The sequence below is a fragment of the Bradyrhizobium sp. SZCCHNR2028 genome (assembly GCF_032380995.1).
Lineage (GTDB): Bacteria > Pseudomonadota > Alphaproteobacteria > Rhizobiales > Xanthobacteraceae > Bradyrhizobium.
In genome coordinates this window covers 62361-81005 of sequence record NZ_JAUHJF010000005.1, presented here as the reverse complement: position 1 = coordinate 81005, position 18645 = coordinate 62361, and the positions used below count along the sequence as shown (strand labels likewise).

General features: G+C 67.0%; 20 protein-coding genes. 12 read left to right on the top strand and 8 right to left on the bottom strand.

Features of this window, described 5'->3' with window-relative positions; all coding sequences use genetic code 11:
* Positions 1–33 precede the first annotated feature (33 nt).
* Positions 34–708 carry an LON peptidase substrate-binding domain-containing protein gene (locus QX121_RS10630; RefSeq protein ID WP_315811890.1) on the top strand — a complete coding sequence of 225 codons (675 nt, stop codon included), beginning with the start codon at positions 34–36 and terminating at the stop codon, positions 706–708.
* Here QX121_RS10630 and QX121_RS10625 read toward each other — a convergent pair whose 3' ends face one another.
* Entirely contained in the window at positions 709–1539 is an 831-nt protein-coding gene (locus QX121_RS10625; RefSeq protein ID WP_315758703.1) for an FTR1 family protein, read from the bottom strand.
* Positions 1540–1550: 11 nt separating this feature from the next.
* Positions 1551–1898: a cupredoxin domain-containing protein gene (locus QX121_RS10620; protein ID WP_315811889.1), complete on the bottom strand. Its 348-nt coding sequence runs from the start codon at positions 1896–1898 to the stop codon at positions 1551–1553.
* 348 nt (positions 1899–2246) lie between these two features.
* On the opposite strand from QX121_RS10620, the gene QX121_RS10615 reads away from it, so the two are divergent.
* The 3 genes from QX121_RS10615 to QX121_RS10605 are packed head-to-tail and all read left to right on the top strand — an operon-like array spanning position 2247 to position 3976.
* Positions 2247–2789, top strand: coding sequence for a TetR/AcrR family transcriptional regulator (locus QX121_RS10615; protein WP_315811888.1), 543 nt, complete (start codon positions 2247–2249; stop codon positions 2787–2789).
* A 56-nt stretch (positions 2790–2845) separates the two neighbouring features.
* Complete coding sequence (locus tag QX121_RS10610; RefSeq protein WP_006613415.1) at positions 2846–3043, top strand: Trm112 family protein; 198 nt, start codon at positions 2846–2848, stop codon at positions 3041–3043.
* A 3-nt stretch (positions 3044–3046) separates the two neighbouring features.
* On the top strand, positions 3047–3976 hold the full coding sequence (locus QX121_RS10605) for an alpha/beta hydrolase (RefSeq protein WP_315811887.1): 930 nt from the start codon (positions 3047–3049) through the stop codon (positions 3974–3976).
* A 3-nt stretch (positions 3977–3979) separates the two neighbouring features.
* Here QX121_RS10605 and QX121_RS10600 read toward each other — a convergent pair whose 3' ends face one another.
* Positions 3980–5200: a ubiquinone biosynthesis hydroxylase gene (locus QX121_RS10600; protein WP_315777329.1), complete on the bottom strand. Its 1221-nt coding sequence runs from the start codon at positions 5198–5200 to the stop codon at positions 3980–3982.
* 155 nt (positions 5201–5355) lie between these two features.
* Here QX121_RS10600 and tesB point away from each other — a divergent pair, with 155 nt between their 5' ends.
* Complete coding sequence (gene tesB / locus QX121_RS10595; protein ID WP_315740635.1) at positions 5356–6231, top strand: acyl-CoA thioesterase II; 876 nt, start codon at positions 5356–5358, stop codon at positions 6229–6231.
* Positions 6232–6236: 5 nt separating this feature from the next.
* Here tesB and QX121_RS10590 read toward each other — a convergent pair whose 3' ends face one another.
* Entirely contained in the window at positions 6237–7112 is an 876-nt protein-coding gene (locus QX121_RS10590; RefSeq protein WP_315777330.1) for a DUF4339 domain-containing protein, read from the bottom strand.
* Positions 7113–7320: 208 nt separating this feature from the next.
* Here QX121_RS10590 and QX121_RS10585 point away from each other — a divergent pair, with 208 nt between their 5' ends.
* The 5 genes from QX121_RS10585 to QX121_RS10565 all read left to right on the top strand — a co-directional run bounded on the left by QX121_RS10585 (position 7321) and on the right by QX121_RS10565 (position 12816).
* Positions 7321–7659 (top strand): P-II family nitrogen regulator, encoded by a 339-nt coding sequence (locus tag QX121_RS10585; RefSeq protein ID WP_172112996.1) that lies wholly within the window; start codon positions 7321–7323, stop codon positions 7657–7659.
* Positions 7660–7749: 90 nt separating this feature from the next.
* A complete protein-coding gene (locus tag QX121_RS10580) occupies positions 7750–9060 on the top strand; it encodes an ammonium transporter (protein ID WP_315758696.1) in 1311 nt (436 codons plus the stop codon).
* Positions 9061–9392: 332 nt separating this feature from the next.
* A complete protein-coding gene (locus QX121_RS10575) occupies positions 9393–9731 on the top strand; it encodes a P-II family nitrogen regulator (protein ID WP_006611147.1) in 339 nt (112 codons plus the stop codon).
* Between the two features lie 39 nt (positions 9732–9770).
* Complete coding sequence (locus QX121_RS10570; protein WP_315777331.1) at positions 9771–11273, top strand: ammonium transporter; 1503 nt, start codon at positions 9771–9773, stop codon at positions 11271–11273.
* Between the two features lie 1039 nt (positions 11274–12312).
* Positions 12313–12816 (top strand): DUF2059 domain-containing protein, encoded by a 504-nt coding sequence (locus QX121_RS10565; protein ID WP_315777332.1) that lies wholly within the window; start codon positions 12313–12315, stop codon positions 12814–12816.
* 227 nt (positions 12817–13043) lie between these two features.
* Here the strand turns inward: QX121_RS10565 and QX121_RS10560 are convergent, their stop codons facing one another.
* The 4 genes from QX121_RS10560 to tsaD all read right to left on the bottom strand — a co-directional run bounded on the left by QX121_RS10560 (position 13044) and on the right by tsaD (position 16415).
* On the bottom strand, positions 13044–13259 hold the full coding sequence (locus QX121_RS10560; RefSeq protein ID WP_315777333.1) for a dodecin family protein: 216 nt from the start codon (positions 13257–13259) through the stop codon (positions 13044–13046).
* A 167-nt stretch (positions 13260–13426) separates the two neighbouring features.
* Positions 13427–13840, bottom strand: coding sequence for an EVE domain-containing protein (locus QX121_RS10555; protein WP_315777334.1), 414 nt, complete (start codon positions 13838–13840; stop codon positions 13427–13429).
* 312 nt (positions 13841–14152) lie between these two features.
* Positions 14153–15133, bottom strand: coding sequence for an NAD(P)H-dependent glycerol-3-phosphate dehydrogenase (locus QX121_RS10550; protein WP_315777335.1), 981 nt, complete (start codon positions 15131–15133; stop codon positions 14153–14155).
* A 214-nt stretch (positions 15134–15347) separates the two neighbouring features.
* Positions 15348–16415 (bottom strand): tRNA (adenosine(37)-N6)-threonylcarbamoyltransferase complex transferase subunit TsaD, encoded by a 1068-nt coding sequence (gene tsaD / locus QX121_RS10545; protein ID WP_315777336.1) that lies wholly within the window; start codon positions 16413–16415, stop codon positions 15348–15350.
* A gap of 140 nt (positions 16416–16555) precedes the next feature.
* Here tsaD and QX121_RS10540 point away from each other — a divergent pair, with 140 nt between their 5' ends.
* Both QX121_RS10540 and QX121_RS10535 read left to right on the top strand, forming a co-directional pair.
* The gene (locus QX121_RS10540) at positions 16556–17287 is read left to right on the top strand and encodes a uroporphyrinogen-III synthase (protein WP_315811886.1); all 732 of its coding nucleotides are present in this window, start codon (positions 16556–16558) and stop codon (positions 17285–17287) included.
* 50 nt (positions 17288–17337) lie between these two features.
* Positions 17338–18639, top strand: a complete 1302-nt coding sequence (locus QX121_RS10535; protein ID WP_315811885.1) for a hypothetical protein — start codon at positions 17338–17340, stop codon at positions 18637–18639.
* The last annotated feature ends 6 nt before the right edge of the window (positions 18640–18645 follow it).

The window sequence follows — 18645 nt, the reverse complement described above, 5'->3', positions numbered from 1 at the left end:
CGCGCGCTCGTTCCAGCGGACACGAGGTATCGCATGCCGATCAATGCCGAATATCGCGGTCCCGCCGAGCTGCCGGAGATCGTTCCGGTGTTTCCATTGGCGGGAGCCTTGCTGCTGCCGCGCGGCCAAATGCCGCTCAACATTTTCGAGCCGCGCTATCTCGCGATGGTCGACGATGCGCTTCGCGATGGCCATCGGCTCATTGGCATGATCCAGCCCGACGTCACGCATTCCTCCAGCGAGGAGCGGCCGGTGCTGTTCAAGGTCGGCTGCGTCGGCCGGATCACGCAGCTCGCCGAGTCCGGCGATGGCCGCTACATCCTCGAGCTCACCGGCGTGTCCCGCTTCAAGGTGGTCGAGGAAATGACGGTGCTGACGCCCTATCGTCAGTGCAGGGTCGATTATTTCCCGTTCGTCGATGATTTCACGGCGCGCAAGGGTGAGGACGCGGTCGACCGCGAGGCGCTGCTCGCGGTGCTCACCGACTTCCTCAAGGCGAACAATCTCAAGGTCGACTGGGCCGGCATCGAAGCGGCGCCGAACGAAGCGCTCGTGAACGCGCTGGCGATGATGTCGCCCTACGGTCCGGCGGAGAAGCAGGCGATGCTCGAGGCGCCGGACCTCAAGACCCGCGCCGAAATCCTCATCGCCGTGACCGAGATGGATCTCGCCAAGAAGCGGACCTCGGGCGATCCGCCGCTGCAATGATCATTCGGCGGCGGCTGCACGCGGCGCTGGCGGCGCCGCCGTGAGACGCATCAGCGCGATGGTGGCGAGGATCACCCCGATGTAAACTGCGAGCTGCATCGCGGTGGGCTGATCCGTATAGCCGATCAGGGCCTTGAGGGTCCGTCCGGCGACGCCACGCTCGGGCAGAACCGCGCTCGAATCCCACACCACCTGGTCGAACGATGTCAGCCAGTTGGCGCGGGCGAGAAAGAACACCGCCTGCGCGGCCATTCCCGCCGACAACAGGGTGATCAGCACAGTGGTGGTCTTGAACAGCGCGCGCGGCGGGATGCGCATCAGACCCAGATAGGTCGCGAGACAGACGGCGACGCCGAGCAGCAGGCCGAGGACGCCGCCACCGAGCAGCGCCCGCCCGCCGCCGTCACCGGAGGCCGCCACGCCATAGAGAAACAGCGCGACCTCGCTGCCCTCGCGCAACACGGCGATGGCGATCACGGTCGCCAGCGCGACCAGCGGCTTGGCGCCTTCGGCCACCGCTTGGCCCATCGTCCGCAACTCGTTGCTCATCTCGCGGCCGTGCCGGGCCATCCAGACATTGTGCCAGGTCAGCATGATCACGGCAGCCGACAGGACCCCTGCATTGAACAATTCCTGTCCCATGCCTTCGAATAGCTGAGTCAGCGTGCCCGCGAACGCCGCGACGATGCATGCGCCGACCAGGCCGGCAAACAGCCCCGCGCCGATCCAGCGCAGGCGATGCGGGACCGCGCTGGTGACGGCAAGCACGATGCCGACGATCAGGCCGGCTTCGAACACTTCGCGGAAGACGATGATCAGGGCGGCGAGCATGGGATCTGGACCTATTGGACGTTGACGAAGCCGCGGGCCTTTTCGTTGAAGTCGTTATAGAACTCGTACCGCCCGGACTTCATGGCGCGGACGTTGAGCACCGCCTCGCTGTTGGCCGCGATCACCTTCTCGACCTTCAGGGTCTCGCTCTCGAACTCGATGGCCTTGCTCTCCATGTTCTTGACGCGGATCGTCAGCGGCGCGTCGGCAGGAACGGTCGGCTCCTTGGGCTCGAATTGACCATTGGCATAGGTGAGGCAGATCTCGTTCGATTCCCCGGCGTGCGCCTGCGCTGCCATCAGCAGCATGCCGACGCTTCCACCTACGACGACCAACTTCCACACCACGTCGACCAACATCGATCCGTCCCCTCTCCTATCCCGACAAGCAAATCGGAGAACGGTTGCGCGCCCGGATCGATGTCGACGCCGGGCACCCGTTCGCGACGACGAACAACTAAGCGGCTCGCCGCCGTGTCTGCAAAGAGACTCCTTCTAAGTTAGAACCATTCTTGGCGAATGTGTCGTGGCAGTGGCCTCGCGGTGAACGGAGTGCGGCCGAACGGCAGTTAAGGCGATGCAGCGGTTGCAAAGCGTCGCAATGCCGTCATCTCGCCGAGTTTGTGCCGCGGCTATGTCGACCGGATTCGCAGCATCAGTAGCCGGCGATGGCGAGGAGGACCACGCCGTCGCCCTGATGGTGACGACATGACCGATCAGCTCTCCGCCGACGATTGGCTGACACAGGGATTGAAGGTGCTGGCCACCCGGGGCTTCACCGCGCTGAAGGCGGAGCCGCTGGCGAAAGCCATGGGCGTGTCGCGCGGCAGCTTCTACTGGCATTTCGCCGATGTGGCCGCGTTTCACGCCGCCCTCCTCAAGAAGTGGCGGGAGATTGCGGCCGAGCAGATCATCACCGGCGTGGAGGCGAACGCCGGCAACCAGCCGGCGATTGCCGTGCTCCTCCGGCGCGCGTTCACCGTCAAGCTCACCTTGGAGCGCGCCGTGCGCAGCTGGGCCGGATCCGACCCCGCCGCGCGCCAGGCCGTCCAGGCCATCGACAGACGCCGGCTGGGCTATGTCGAGAGCCTGCTTTCAGCCGAAGGACTGATGCCGGCGATCGCGCATGCACGCGCCCAGGTGCTTTACTGGGCCTTCCTCGGCCACGCGCTGTCGGATCGGCCGTCGCCGGCCCAGCAACTGGACACGGTCATCGAGGAGCTGATCCGGATCGCCCTGCACAAGCCTTGAAGGACGACAACCAGGCGGACGATATGCTACAGAGGCGCCCGCCGGAGACCCTTGCCATGAACGCCCCGCTCGAACGCCCCGCCAATTCCGTCGATCCCAAACTGCTCGAGATCCTGGTCTGCCCGATGACCAAGGGCCCGCTGGAATACGACGCGGCGAAGCAGGAGCTGGTCTCGCGGTCGGCGAAGCTCGCCTACCCGATCCGCGACGGCATCCCGATCATGCTGCCGGAGGAAGCGCGGAAGATCGACTGACCGATGCGGCCCGTCGTGATCCGCTGCGCACTCGCCGTGGCGCTGATGGCCCTCACCTCGGTGGTCTCGGCCGAGGAGAGCGCCGTCCGCATTGGCGCACTCGACGCCGTCTTGACCACGCCAGCGGGCGTCGAGCGCCCTCCGGTGGCGCTGCTGATCGCCGGCTCCGGGTCGACGGACCGGGACGGCAATGGGCCGCAGCTCAAGCCGGCGACCTTGAAGAAGCTCGCCGAGCGGCTCGCCGCCCAGGGCATCGCCAGCCTGCGCTACGACAAGCGCGGCGCGCGCGGCTGGAAGGCGGAGTTCGGCCGCCCGGAAGACTTCCGCTTCAAGGATTATGTCGGGGACGCCGCCGCGCTGGTCGACTTCCTGCGCGGCAAGTTCGCCCGGATCGTCCTGGTCGGCCACAGCGAGGGCGGCCTGGTCGCCATCCTCACCGCCCGTCGCACCCCGGTCGACCGTCTCGTCCTGCTCGCGTCGTCGGCGCGGCGGCAGGGCGATCTGCTGAAGGCGCAGTTCGAGAAGAAGCTGCCGGCCGCGAAGATGGAGCCGGTCGCCAAGGCGATCGATGCCATCATGGCCGGGCAGATCGTGGACCCGCCACCGCCCGAGCTGCCGATCGCCCCGAGCATGCAGCCCAGCATCGGCTCCGCCTTCGCCGAGGATCCGATCGATCCGCTCAAGCAGCTCACGATCCCGATCCTGATCGTCGGCGGCGCCCGCGACCACCAGATCGCACGCCTCGACATGGTCGCGCTCGCCGCCGCCGCACCGGCCGCCAAGTCGCTGTGGCTGCCGGAGATGAACCACGTTCTGGTCGACGTCGCCAACGAGGACGAGAACCTCGCCTCCTACAACGATCCAGACCGCCCGCTCGACCCCGACATGATCGACGCCGTCGCCGGTTTCATCGCCGCCGCAGGCCCGCGCTGAACCTCAAAGCGCCTCGCCCTTCAGCAGCCGCGGCATCTCGCCGGTGAGCCCCGCGGCCTGCTTGATGAACAGCTCCTTCAACGGCGGCGCGCGATCGACGATCCCAAGGCCGATGTCGCGCACGGCCCGCAACAGCGTCGATTTATTGGAGAACAGGAAGTTCAGCGAGTTGGTGGCGACGCCCATCGCCATCGTGTCGAAGCGGCGCCAGCGCTGATAGCGCTCGAGGACATCGACCTGCCCCGGGTCGATTCCCACTCTTGCCGCATCGACCACGACCTCGGCCAGTGCGGCGACGTCCTTCAGCCCCATGTTGAGCCCCTGCCCCGCGATGGGGTGGATCACATGGGCGGCGTCGCCGACCAGCGCCAGCCGCGGCGCGATGAACGAGCGGGCGACGAAGTAGGACAGCGGAAACGCGCGCGGCTGGTCGAGCACCTTCAACTCGCCGAGATGCAGGCCGGCGCGCTTCTCCAGCTCGGCCTGGAATTCATCCGCGCTGAGCGCGACGAGGCGCTTCGCCTCGTCGCGCCGCTCGGTCCACACCAGCGAGGAGCGCTTGCCGGTCAGCGGCAGGATCGCGAATGGTCCGGGCGGAAGGAAATGCTCCTCGGCGCGGCCGCCATGGTCGCGCTCGTGACCGATGGTCACGACGATGCCGGACTGGTCATAGTCCCAGCCATGGGTCTGGATGCCCGCGCGCTCGCGCAGCTTCGAGCGCGCGCCGTCAGCAGCAACCAGCAGGCTCGCGTCGAGCTGGCTGCCGTCGCCCAGAGTCACCGCGATGCCGTCGGCCCGCGTCGCAAAGCCGGTCACCGGCATCGCCTTGAGCTCGACGCCTGCGGCCTCCGCATGCCGGACCAGCGCGTCGATCAAGAGCCGGTTCTCGACCATGTGCGCGAACGGCTCGCCGGCCTCGACCTGGCCCGCAAAGGTCAGGAACGCCGGGCGGATCGCATCCTCGGGCTTGGAGTCGGTGATGACCATGTCGAGGATCGGCTGCGCCTCGGGCGCGACATCGGCCCAGACCCCGATCGCGTCAAACAGCTTGCGGCAGGCCGCGACGATGGCGCTGGCGCGCGGATCGCGGCTCGGCCGGTTCGCCAGCGCCGGATCGGCCACGATCACCGGCACCTCGGGCCCAAGCCCCTGACGGAGCGCCAACGCCAGCGCCAGGCCGGCAAACGCCCCGCCACAAATGACAATGCTTCGCTGTGTCGTCATGCCGCCCTGCTCACGGTTACTCTTGCGAGTGGAGTATAGCTGGGCGAAACAGGGGCGTGAAACAAGGTCTGCCCTCCGAAACCGTCATTTCCGGATGCCCGATCCCGCTGGAACGGGGCCGGAGCTGACGGCCGAGCCAGCGAAAGCACCACGCCATGTCCAAGGGACTGATCGACCTGATCTCGATCCTCGATCTCGAGCCGATCGAGGTGAACCTGTTCCGCGGCAACAGCCCGAAGACGAGCTGGCAGCGCGTGTTCGGCGGCCAAGTGATCGGCCAGGCGATGATGGCGGCGTGCCGCACTGTCGAGGGCCGGCTGCCGCATTCGCTGCACTGCTACTTCATCCTGCCCGGTGACCCGCAGGTGCCGATCATCTACCAGGTCGAGCGCCTGCGCGACGGCAAGAGCTATGCGACCCGGCGCGTCACCGCGATCCAGCACGGCAATGCGATCTTCTCGATCATGGTGTCCTTCCACAGCGACGAGGACAGCGCATTCAACCACCAGGACAAGATGCCGGACGTGCCGCCGCCGGAGAAGCTGACGGCGGAGGAGATCTCCAAGCAGCCGATGTTTCAGGAAGTCTTCCAAAGGATGCCGGACTTCATCCGCCGCTACTACGAATCCGACCGGCCGATCGAGCTGCGCCCCGTCGAGCTGAACCGGTACTTCGGCCATAAGATCGAGGATGGCCGCATCAACGTCTGGATCAAGACGGCGGCGAAGCTGCCCGATGATCCGGCGCTGCACATGTGCGCGCTGGCCTATGCGTCGGACTTCTCGCTGCTCGACGCGGTCATGGCGCGCTATGGCCGCACCTTGTTCGACAAGCGCATGATGCCGGCCTCGCTGGATCACGCGATGTGGTTTCACCGGCCGTTCCGCGCCGACGAATGGCTGCTTTATGCGCAGGATTCGCCGAGCGCGCAGGGCGGCCGCGGGCTCACCCGCGGCTCGATCTTCAAGCCCGACGGCACGCTGGTCGCCTCCGTCGCGCAGGAGGGCTCGATCCGCGAGCGCCGGACGTAGCAGCCTCACACCGGCTGCGCCGTCCGCGGCACGACCGCGAATTGCGACACGTACCAGGCGCTGTACCAGCTCAGCAGCCACGGGATCGGAATGATCACCGAGCAGCCGAGCACGAACGCGAAGGTGCGCCACAGCACCTGCAGGCCCGAGCCGGTGAACACGACCTCGCGCCGCGTCCCCTGGATGTTGCGGCAGACCCAGCGCATCCAGGCGGTCAGCACCCAGGCCCAGCCGATGATGGTGATGCCCGACACGATCATCAGCAGGTACCAGCCGGCATAGACGACGGGGCTGCCTTCGAAATGGATCGGCAACCGCTCGCCATTCGAGGCGATGTTGCTCAGAAGCCAGCGCAGCACCATCCAGCCCAGGAACGCCGGAGCGACCAGCGAGATCAGGTTGAGGATCGGCCGGTCGCTGAGGCCGACATAGGTCAGCACGCCCATCGCGATGAAGACGTACCAGATGTCGAGCGGCTGGCCGGTGAAGGTGAGGTTCGGCCGGCCGGGCACCCTCATCCGCTCGATCACGTAGCGGTAGAGGTAGACGGCGGTCCACGGCGTGATGACGATCAGGAACTGGCCGACGACATACAGCAAGGTCCAGCCGAGATAGGACCAGGTCTCGAGCGTGACCGAGAGCGCGCCGGCCGAGGCGGCGCCGCCGGAATCGAACGCGGGCGGCGTGGCCGGCGACATGCTCGGCACGCCCGACATCAGGCCGGGAATGTGCCCGGCCTTCTCCCAGCCGGCCATCCCGTCGCTCCACAGCAGCGTCTCGGCCGTGACGACACCCCGGGCGATCAGGTCGCGCAGTTCGTCTTCCGAAATGGGGCCCTGTTGCTGGCCTTGCGCCGCGTAATACCAGGAACGATTCGACATGGGATGTCCTTGAGTGGAGGATGGCAGGAAAACGTCTTCAGTCTGTCGGGCGATGTCGCGTTCCGTTCAGTGATATCCGTCACTCCTTGACGTTTTCGCTTAACGCTGCGCTGATTTTGTGCCATTTGCCTAGGAACAGGCCACAACAGCCGTTCGACGCCTGCCTCAGAAGCAGGCTGCCCAGACCCGAGGAAACCAAGGCCCGCCCATGAAGCTCGTCGTCGCGATCATCAAACCCTTCAAGCTCGACGAGGTGCGCCAGGCCCTCACCGCGATCGGCGTCCACGGCATGACCGTCACCGAGGTGAAGGGCTACGGCCGCCAGAAGGGCCATACCGAGATCTACCGGGGCGCCGAGTATATCGTGAACTTCCTGCCCAAGCTGCGCATCGAGATCGCGGTCAACTCCGACATCGCCGAGAAGGCGGTCGAGGTAATCACGACGCACGCGCGCACCGGCCAGATCGGCGACGGCAAGATCTTCGTGACGCCGATCGATCATGCCCGCCGCATCCGCACCGGCGAGACCGACACCGACGCACTCTAAGCCCGTCAAGCAGCCGCAACGGCTGCACGCCCGCCGCAACGGCGCGGCGAACTGCAAGATCCTAACATCTGACATGCCGGGGGGACTGTCATGGAGACCTGCGCGTCTCGTTGCCTGCGCGCGTCTGCAGCATTGGCTGCAGCGGGCGCGATTGCCTTCACCACGCCAGCAGCGGCCGCAGCGCCGTCCACGATCGAACCGGCCGACACCGCCTGGATGATCGTCGCCACCGCTCTGGTGCTGATGATGACCATTCCCGGTCTGGCGCTGTTCTACTCGGGCATGGTGCGCAAGAAGAACGTGCTGGCGACGATGGCGCAGAGCCTCGCAGCCGTGATGCTGATCTCGATCCTGTGGGTCGCATTCGGCTACTCGCTGGCCTTCGTCGGCGACGGCACCTGGATCGGCTCGCTCGACCGCGCCTTCCTCGCCGGCATGGGCATGGACAGCGTCCATCCCGGCGCCAGGACGATCCCCGAGTCGCTGTTCATGCTGTACCAGATGACGTTCGCGATCATCACGGTGGCGCTGGTGGCGGGCTCGGTAGCCGACCGCATGCGCTTCTCGGCCTACCTCCTGTTCAGCATCGCATGGTTCATCTTCGTCTATGTGCCGCTGGCGCATTGGATCTGGGGCGGCGGCTTTCTTGCGCAGGCCGGCGTGGTCGACTTCGCCGGCGGTCTCGTCGTGCATCTCTCCGCGGGCACCGCGGGATTGGTCGCGGCGCTGGTGATGGGACGCCGCCAGGGCTACGGCAGCGAGAACCTCTCGCCGTTCGATCTGTCGCTCGCGGTAGTCGGCACCGGCCTGCTCTGGGTCGGCTGGTTCGGCTTCAATGGCGGCTCGGCGCTCGGGGCGAATGCGCATGCGGTGATGGCGATCCTGACGACGCATCTCGCCGCCTGCGCCGGCGCCGTCACCTGGGGCGCGCTGGAATGGTCGACGCGGCGCAAGCCGTCGGTGCTCGGCATGATCTCCGGCGCGGTGGCCGGCCTCGGCACCATCACGCCCGCGTCCGGCTTCGTCGCCCCCTGGCATGGCCTGGTGATCGGCGCGCTCGCCGGTATCATCTGCTACTGGGCCTGCACCTCGCTGAAGCACCGCTTCAACTATGACGATTCGCTCGACGTGTTCGGCGTCCACGGCATCGGCGGCCTCACCGGCACGCTGCTGGCCGGCGTGTTCGCGACCGCCGCGATCGGCGGCACAGCCGGGCTGATCGAGGGCAACCCGAAGCAGCTTGCGGCCCAGCTCTACGGCGTCGCCGTCACCCTGGTGTGGTCGGGCGGCGTCACCTGGGGGCTCCTCAAGTTGGTCAGCGCCTTCGTGCCGCTGCGGGTGTCGCGCGAGCACGAGCTGGAAGGACTCGACATCTCCCAGCATGGCGAGGCGCTGCAATAGCTGCAGCAATTGGCGCCAATTGACCTGTTCGGCGTCGCGGGATTCTGCCCGCGCGGTGAGCAGCATTGTGTCTTGAGCCTGACATGCGTAACTTTTGCGCATGCCTGCCCATTCCTTGAGCGCGACGGAATAGCGCAGCCTTTGATGCCCCCGGTGAGGGGTGAAAAGGTCAGGATTCACCGCTCGTTAGCCCTGACCAGCCGTCTGGCACGGCATTTGATTCTATCGCTCCCGGCTGTGCCCGCGTCGTGAAGCTCTCTCCGCGTGGTGAACCTCAGTCGACAGGAAGCGCTCGGTAACGTCCGTGCCGGGCCCAAGCGGGGATAGGACCCATGAAAATTGTTATGGCGATCATTAAGCCATTCAAGCTCGAAGAAGTCCGGGACGCCCTGACCGCCATCGGCGTTCATGGTCTCACGGTGACGGAAGTGAAGGGGTACGGCCGTCAGAAAGGTCATACGGAAATCTACCGCGGCGCCGAATATGCGGTGAGCTTCCTGCCCAAGATCAAGATCGAGGTCGCGATCCCCTCCGACCAGGTCGACAAGACCATCGATGCGATCAGCTCGGCCGCCAAGACCGGCCAGATCGGCGACGGCAAGATCTTCGTCATCAGCCTCGACCACGCCGTGCGCATCCGCACCGGCGAAGCGGACGCTGCGGCCCTTTGATTTCGCGCTCAAACCAGAACACTTACGGAGTACAATAAAATGACGTTCAAGCGTCCAACCAGCGCGGGATGGGTTACGCTCGCAATTGCAGGGCTCTGCGTCGCAGGCCTCGCCGATGTGGCGTTCGCCGAGGACGCGCCTGCCGCCGCTGCCGCAGCCGCCCCCGTTCCCAACAAGGGCGACGTCGCCTGGATGCTCGTGTCCAGCGCGCTCGTCCTGATGATGTCCATCCCCGGCCTCGCGCTGTTCTATGGCGGCCTCGTCCGCACCAAGAACATGGCCTCGGTCCTCACCCAGGTGTTCGCCATCGTTGCGATGGTCGGCGTGATCTGGACGCTCTACGGCTACTCGCTCGCCTTCACCGACGGCGGCAGCATGACCTCGTGGGTCGGCGGCTTCTCCAAGGCCTTCCTGCACGGCGTCGACGCCAACTCGACCGTTCCGACCTTCTCGAACGGCGTGGTGATCCCGGAGCTGGCCTACTTCGTGTTCCAGATGACCTTCGCGATGATCACCCCGGCCCTGATCGTCGGCGCCTTCGCCGAACGCATCAAGTTCTCGGCGGTGATGCTGTTCATCCTGCTCTGGGTGACCTTCATCTACTTCCCGATCGCGCACTGGGTCTGGTTCATCGCAGCTCCCGATGACATCGCTGCTGCTGCCAAGGCTCTCGCTGCCGCTGGCGACGCTGCCGCCAAGACCGCTGCCCAGGCCAAGCTCGACGAAGTCACCGGCGCTGTCGGCTGGCTCGCCGGCGCTGGCGCCCTCGACTTCGCAGGCGGCACCGTCGTCCACATCAATGCCGGCATCGCCGGGCTGGTGGGCGCGGTCCTGATCGGCAAGCGCACCGGCTACGGCAAGGAGCTGATGGCTCCGCACTCGCTGACCATGACCATGATCGGCGCCGCGCTGCTGTGGGTCGGCTGGTTCGGCTTCAATGCCGGCTCGAACCTGGAGTCGAACGGCGTCACCGCGCTGGCCTTCGTCAACACCATGGTCGCCACCGCCGGTGCGGCGCTGTCCTGGCTGCTCTGCGAATGGGCGGTCAAGGGCAAGCCCTCGCTGCTCGGCATCTGCTCGGGCGCGGTTGCCGGCCTCGTCGCCGTCACCCCGGCCTCCGGTTATGCCGGTCCGATCGGCGCGCTGGTGCTCGGCCTGATCGTCTCGCCGGTCTGCCTGTTCTTCGTCTCCACCGTGAAGAACGCGCTCGGCTATGACGACGCGCTCGACGTGTTCGGCGTGCACTGCATCGGCGGCATCATCGGCGCCCTGGCCACCGGCATCCTGGTCAACCCGGCTCTGGGTGGCGTCGGCATCACCGACTACACCAACATCACCGGCAACAACGCTGGCACCTACGACTTCGCCACGCAGATGCTGGCGCAGCTCAAGGCTGTCGTCGCCACGCTGGTGTGGTCGGGTGTCGGCTCGGCGATCCTCTACAAGGTCGTCGACGTGGTCATCGGCCTGCGCCCGACCGTGGAGCAGGAGCGCGAGGGTCTCGACATCACCGACCACGGCGAGCGCGCCTACAACTACTGAGTTCTCCCGGGACTTGGTCGTACGCGACCAGGTCCGCAACTTCGGTTCGGGCAAATACCCGGCAATGCCCTGACCGTTGAGGGGCTCCAGCGCAAGCTGGGGCCCCTTTCTTTTTGTTTGGATCGTGAGGGCCGAGCGCGCGCCAAATAACCGGTGTCGTCCCTGCGAACGCAGGGACCCATACCGCGTGATGTTTGTAAGAGGCAGGCTGCTGGTCCCGTGCAAGACAACTGAACCCTGTGGTTATGGATCCCGGGTCGGCGCGCTTCGCGCTTGCCCGGGACGACAGCTGTGGTTGGCGCGCCCGGCGTTGCCTCCGAGAAGCAGCTCGAAGGCGAACAATCTCGTTCTCGCGACACGATGCGCCCGAGCTGTGCTGAAACTCACCGCCCTCGGAAAACAGAGGGCGCAGGGAAGGCCGGGCGCTGGCCGCGCCCGTGGCCCGCCAGCGAAAGAAAATGCTGGCGGCAGGTACCACAGGTCTGGCCGAACACACCCGGCCCTCCCTGCGCAACGGTTTTAACGGCTGCTTCGCGTTCTCCTTGGCGCGCCGGGCTTGTTGGCCACCATCACGAGCGCGACACGTTAGCATCAGCACCCGCTTGATATCAGCATCGGGATATCAGGACCGCGCGACTTGACCGTGCGTGCATCGCCGTTCGTCCGCGCAGACTGAAACTACGCTGCGGCAACACACGCCCATCGCCTCCCACTGCCAACGGTCCGTGACGGTCGCGAAACGCCCCTCATGCGGCAACAGGATGCGCGGAAATGTGAAGGTGATTTGCCCGTCGACACAAGCCGGCGCGGCTGCGGCAAACTAACTCGACGGGCAATTGGCGCATGTCGGGAATGCGGAAACTGCCCGACGGGCAACCGAGCAGGCTTTGATCCGCACAATAGCGCGGGGGATGCCAATCCGGTTGCAGCGGCAGAAAACACAGCTTAGCAATACTGTTCGCTGGCTCCGGCTGATTTTAAGAATTGGAGCCCGGCCGTAACAGCGATCGCCGCTGCAGCCGGCACATGGGGGATCAGGATGAAGCATCGCTGTCGGTACGTAGTCGTCGCCTCCGCCATTTGGCTCACCGCCGCAGCGCCGCCATCGGCAAGAGCCCAAGCGACATCACAGGAGTCCTTGGCGGCCGCGAAAGAGCTGGTCTCCGTGATGCATATGAATGACCAGGCGACAGCCCTGTTGCCGATCGTTCTGAAGAACCTGAGACCGACGATCGTCCAGGGGCGCGCCGAGGTCGCTCTGCAATATGATGCGTTGATCCCGAAGTTCACCCAGGCCTTTCAGGGCAGGGTTTCCGAATTCTCGGATGCGATCGCGGTCATCTATGCCAGGAACTTCTCGGCGGACGACCTCAGGACCATGGCTGAGTTCTACAGGACCCCGACAGGTCAAAGAGTCCTGCAGAAGCTGCCGTCCGTCACCCAGGAGTCGAGCATTGCCGGGCAGAAATTTGGTCAAGCTCTCGGCGAAGAGATCAGGAAGCAGATGGTCGATGAACTGAGGAAGAAAGGTCTCGATCTCTGATCCGAACTCCCGATCGTCATGCAGCGGCGCTGCCCTGCGACATAACCGGCGCGACGGGCAATTTCCGTATGACAGGCTTGTGGTCCGTCCCGCCTCGCCATCCCCCGGGAAGCCGAACCGAGACGTCCACGGTCATGCCCCCGATGGCGGGCACGACACCGGATTGCAGGCTCAAACCTTGCCGCGGCCGATAGTCCGGCGAACGACAACGCAAGTCGATGGTCAGCTCATGCGCCTTCGAACTTGAACGACACGTTGAGCTTGGCCCGATAGGCTTCGACTTTCCCCTTCGCATCGAGTTGCATGTCGAGCTTGACGACTTCTGCAACGCGCAGGTCCCGGAGTGTTTTCGCAGCTTGTTCGACCGCGTTCGCGGCCGCCTTTTCCCAAGATTCGCTGCTGGTACCGATCAGCTCGATGACTTTGTAGACGCTGTCAGACATGTCGGTCTCCTGTTCGGTATGGAGCAGGAAGCAGGTGCTCCCTGCTACAACTGAACGTAGCATCATAGCGCGGCGCCTGAAAGGACGCAGCCTGCCCATGGCAGCCGCAGGTCCGGAGCTACCACGAATGGCGCTAACGCCTTGCGCGTCTCACAAGCCCTTGCGCCCTACACGCCGCCCAGCTTGCAGATGTGCTTCCACTCCTCCGCCGTCACCGGCTGCACCGAGAGCCGCGACTGCTTCACCAGCGCCATCTCCGACAGCTTCTTGTCAGTTTTGATCGCGGCGAGCGTCACCGGGGTCTTGAAGGGCTTGTGCGCCTTGATGTCAACGCAGACGAACTTGCCCGTCTTGTCGGTCGGGTCGGGATAGGCTTCCTTGATGATCTCGGCGATGCCGACGATCTCCTTGCCCTCGTTGGAATGATAATAGAAGGCGAGCTCGCCCTTCTTCATCGCCACCAGGTTCTGCCGCGCCGTGTAGTTGCGCACGCCGGTCCAGGCCTCCCCCTTCGCGCCCTTCTCCACCTGCTGGTCCCACGACCATACCGAGGGTTCGGATTTCACCAGCCAGTAGTTCATATGTGCAAGATCCTCAGATCACGTTGCGCCAGTCTCGAGCGGAATACGGCCTCGCTCGGCGGCCGGATCAAAGAAGACGACAACGGCCGGGTCAACACCTTAGAGCCGGGGCGCTGCGCTTTTGCCCAGCGATGACGCGGCGCCGGTCTCTGCGCTCAACCCTCATGGTGAGGAGCGCCGCAGGCGCGTTCAGGCGATGCTCTCGCATCGCCCCGAGAACCATGAGGCCGGATCAGGGCCTCCCCCTTCGAGACGCCCGCCTGCGGCGGGCTCCTCAGGGTGAGGGGTGAATGTGGTGCGCAGCCAGAACGCTCACTCCTCCGCCTTGAACGGGCGCATCATCAGCGCCTCGATCGCGGCATCGATCGTCACGGTGCCGGCGAGAATGGCGGCCACCGCCTGCGCCACCGGCATCTCGACGCCGCGCGACGCGGCGAGCTCGACCAGCACCGGCGCGGTGTATTGTCCCTCGGCGAGCTTGCCAGCAGGGAGCGGCTCGCCGCGGCCGAGCGCGAGGCCGGCGGCGAAGTTGCGCGATTGCGGGCCGGCGCAGGTCAGGATGAGGTCGCCGAGGCCGGACAGGCCGGTGAGCGTTTCGCTGCGGGCGCCATAGGCGCGGCCGAGCCGCACCAGCTCGGCGAAGCCGCGCGTGGTCAGCGCCGCCAGCGCCGAGGCGCCGAGCTTGCGGCCGGAAACGATGCCGGCAGCGATCGCCAGCACATTCTTGGCGGCGCCGCCGATCTCGACGCCGCGCACGTCGGTCGAGTGATAGGGCCGGAAGGTCGGCGAGCCCAGCGCATGGACGAGATCAGCCGCGAGCGCCTCGTCGGGCGCGGCGAGCGTCACTGCGGTCGGCAGGCCGCGCGCGACGTCGTCGGCGAAGCTCGGGCCCGAGAGGATCGCGGGGATGCAGTTGGGCGCGGCTTCGGCGATCACTTCCGTCATGAATTTATGGGTGCCATGCTCGATGCCCTTGGCACAGGCGATGAGCGGCGTGCCCGGACGGAGCAGCGGTGCGAGATGCATGACGGCGCCGCGCAGATGCTGGGCGGGGACGACGATGAGAACGGCGTCGGCGCGGGCGGGCTCGGCAAGATCGGCGGTCACGGCGATGCGCGACGCGAGGGGAATGCCGGGCAGGCGCGGGTTCTCACGGGCAGCGCCGATGCGCGCGGCGTGGTCGGCATCGCGGGCATAGAGCGTGACGTCACGCCCTGCGCGCGCCGCGACAGCGGCGAGCGCCGTGCCCCAAGCACCGGCGCCGATGACGGAGATCGTTTGGAAACGAGTCATTCGCCGCGGATTCGGCTGCGCTCCCTCCCCCCTTGCGGGGGAGGGTTGGGGAGGGGGGTGCCACGAGCGAGAATCTTTATGGAGCCACCCCCACCCCCGACCCCTCCCCGCAAGGGGGAGGGGAGCGCACCGCGTGTGGTGCAGGAGCTTGCCACATCACAGCCGAGGGCGATCCAGCCGCTTCGTGCAGAATGAAAAAGCAATTCCATCACCCTCAAAACCCCGCGCGCGTATTCGCGAACTTGCCGGGCACGCTGGCATTCGCATCCAGCAGCCAGCGCGCCCGCGGGGCGGCGTCCATGCCGTCGACGAGGCCGAGCGCGAGCCGCTCCAGTCCGGCCCAGGCGATCATGGCGCCATTGTCGGTGCAGAGCGCGGGCGGCGGCATGATCAGCCGCGTGCCGGCCTGCTGCGCGACATCGTCGAGCGCGCCGCGAATGGCCTGGTTGGCGGCGACGCCGCCGGCGGCCACCAGCGCGGTCGGCGCGCCAAAACGCTGCTTGAACAGGTCGAGGCCGACGCGCAGGCGGTCGGCCGTCGAGTCCAGCACCGCCGCCTGGAAGCTGGCGCAGAGGTCGGCGATGTCCTGCTCGCTCACCTTGTCGAGCCGGCCGATCTCGTTGCGCACGGCCGTCTTCAGCCCGGACAGCGAGAAATTGGCATCGCTGCGGCCCAGCATCGGACGCGGGAAGGCAAAGCGCGCGGCGTCGCCATTGCGCGCGGCCTGCTCGACCTGCGGTCCGCCCGGATAGGGCAGGCCCAGCATCTTCGCGACCTTGTCGAACGCCTCGCCCATCGCGTCGTCGACGGTGGTGCCGAGCCGGACGTAGTCGCCGACGCCGGCGACTGCGACGATCTGGGTGTGGCCGCCGGAGGCCAGGAACAGGCAATAGGGGAAGTCGATTGCATCGGTGAGGCGCGGCGTCAGCGCATGCGCCTCGAGATGGTTGACCGCGATCAGCGGCGTGTCGTGCACCATCGCGATCGCCTTGGCGGTGGTGAGGCCGACGATGACGCCACCGATCAGGCCGGGGCCGGCGGCCGCCGCGACGCCGCCGAGCGCGGCATAGTCGATGCCGGCCTCGCGCATCGCCGCGTCGATGAGATGGTCGAGCATGTCGACATGGGCGCGCGCCGCGATCTCTGGAACCACACCGCCATAGATGGCGTGCTCGTCGGTCTGCGAGCGCACCACGTTGGAGAGGATCTGCCCCTTGCCGTCCGAATCACGCGCCACCACGGCCGCGGCGGTCTCGTCGCAGGTGGTTTCGATGCCCAGCACGAGCGTTTGCGATTCGTTACCCAATCTCAACCCTTTTGGTCATTATGAGTGCGCAGAACCGCCTAACACCACGAGGTCGCCAGGTGCAATCGTCCGTCCGTTGCAGCCCGGCCGATCCGTGTTCGACGGGAGCATAGCACATGGCCGTGCTGGTGACCCGTCCCGCCCCGGACAATGAACGCACTGCGAGCGCCCTGCGCGCGCGCGGCTTCGAGGTGCTGCTGGCGCCGATGCTGCGCTTCGAGCCGGTCGCGCTGCCGCCGGACGCGGGCCACGACGCCGCCGGCGTCATCGTGACATCATCGAACGCGCTGCGCGCGGTGGCGCCGCAGCTCAGAGGGTCCGCATTGCTTCGCCTGCCGCTGTTCGCGGTCGGCGACCGGACCGCCGCAGCCGCACGCGAGGCCGGCTTCACGCAGGTGATCTCGGCTGCGGCCGATGCGACGGCGTTGCGCGACCTGATCGCAGACAGCGGCGTCGTCGTCGACGCCAAGGCCACCCTGCTCTATCTCGCTGGCGCCGACATCTCGCGCGACCTCGCTTCCGAGCTCGCCGAGCGCGGCTTCGATGTGGTCACCCAGACCGTCTATCGGATGGCGCCGGTCGCGGCGCTGCCGCGCGACGTCTGCGCGGCCTTCGCAGCCAACCGGATCGAGGCGGTGCTGCATTATTCGCGGCGGAGTGCCGCGGCATTCGTGGCCGCCATCCGGGCCGATGGCGTCGAAATCTCGGCGCTGGCGGTGCCCCATGGCTGCCTGTCGGCCAATGTCGCCGAGGTGCTGCGCGAGGCCGGCGCCACCCAGGTCACAATCGCGGCGCATCCGGATGAAAACGACATGCTGGAGGGCCTGACCCGTGCGCTACGGTCGTGAATGGCGTAAGAGGGCCTGCTCAATCTTGCCTCAGCCAGGGAACTTCCACCATGGTCGATGAACCCGACACCGCTGCACCGGCCTCCGACACCGGGCGGCCGAAACGGCCACCGCCGACCATCGACCTGGAGCCGACCTCACGCGAGGAGCGCCCGTCGGCCAGCGAGAGCGCGGCCGAGCGGCCGACCGCCTCGCCATGGTCCGCGCCGGCGGCAGCGATGGCCGAAGGCTCGTCGGAGACCGCCGCCGAATCGCACCCGCATATGGCGCCGGACGCCGAAGCGGCTGCTGCCGCCGATGACAGGGCCGAGGAGACCATTGCTGCGGCCGAGCCGCCGGGCATGACGCCGCCACCCCGCCCGATCTCGCCCTGGATCATCGCGCCGTTCTCCGGCGCGGCCGCGGCCGCGCTGGTCATCGGCGTCGGCTGGATGCTGGGCTGGCCGCAGGTCGCACCGCCGTCGGCGATCTCGCCGCAGGCCACGGCGGTCGACGAGCTCACCTCCCGCGTCGCCGGGCTGGAGCAGCGCATCGGCAAGCCGGATGGCGCCGTGACCGGCCGGCTCGATGCCGCCGACAAGGCGATGGCAGCGCTTCGCAACGACATCGCCGGCCTGCGCGCGCAGGCCGACAAGACCGTGGCCGCCCTCAACGACGTCCGGGCGCAGCCGCGCGACGGCTCCGCGCCGGCGCCCGCACCCGAGCCGGTCGATCTCTCCGGCCTGACCGCACGCATCGACGCGCTGGAGCGGGCGAGCAAGAGCCAGAGCGCGGCGCTGGCACAGGAGCGCGCTAGGATCTCCGAGGCGGCAGAGGCGGCCAAGCCGGCCGACGACGCGCCGCTTCGCCGCGTGGTCGCCGCGACCCTGCTCGATGTCGCCGTCCGTCACGGCGATCCCTATGGAGCGGCGCTGACAACCGCCAAATCTCTGGCGCCCGACGCGGCCGCGCTGAAGCCGCTGGAGGCGTTCGCCACGACCGGCGTGCCGAGCCCCGCGGCACTGAGCCGCGAGCTGCTCACCATCGTGCCGAAGCTCTCGCCGCCGGCGCCCGAGAGCTCCACCGGGACCTCGATCCTCAGCAAGCTCTCGGCCGGCGCCTCGAGCCTGGTCAAGGTCGAGCGCACCGACGGCGCCGGCACCGATCGCGGCGCGGTGGTGGCACGGATCACCGCGGCGGCGCTGCGCAACGATTTCGCCGAGGCCCGCCGCGAGCTGAAGGGTCTCTCGCCTGGTGATCGCGCCCCCGCCAATGACTGGCTCGCACGCGCCGATGCCCGCGACGCCGCGCTGTCGGCCGCCCGCAAATTCGCCGACGACGCGATGACCGCGCTCGCCAAACCCGCGCAATAGGACGCC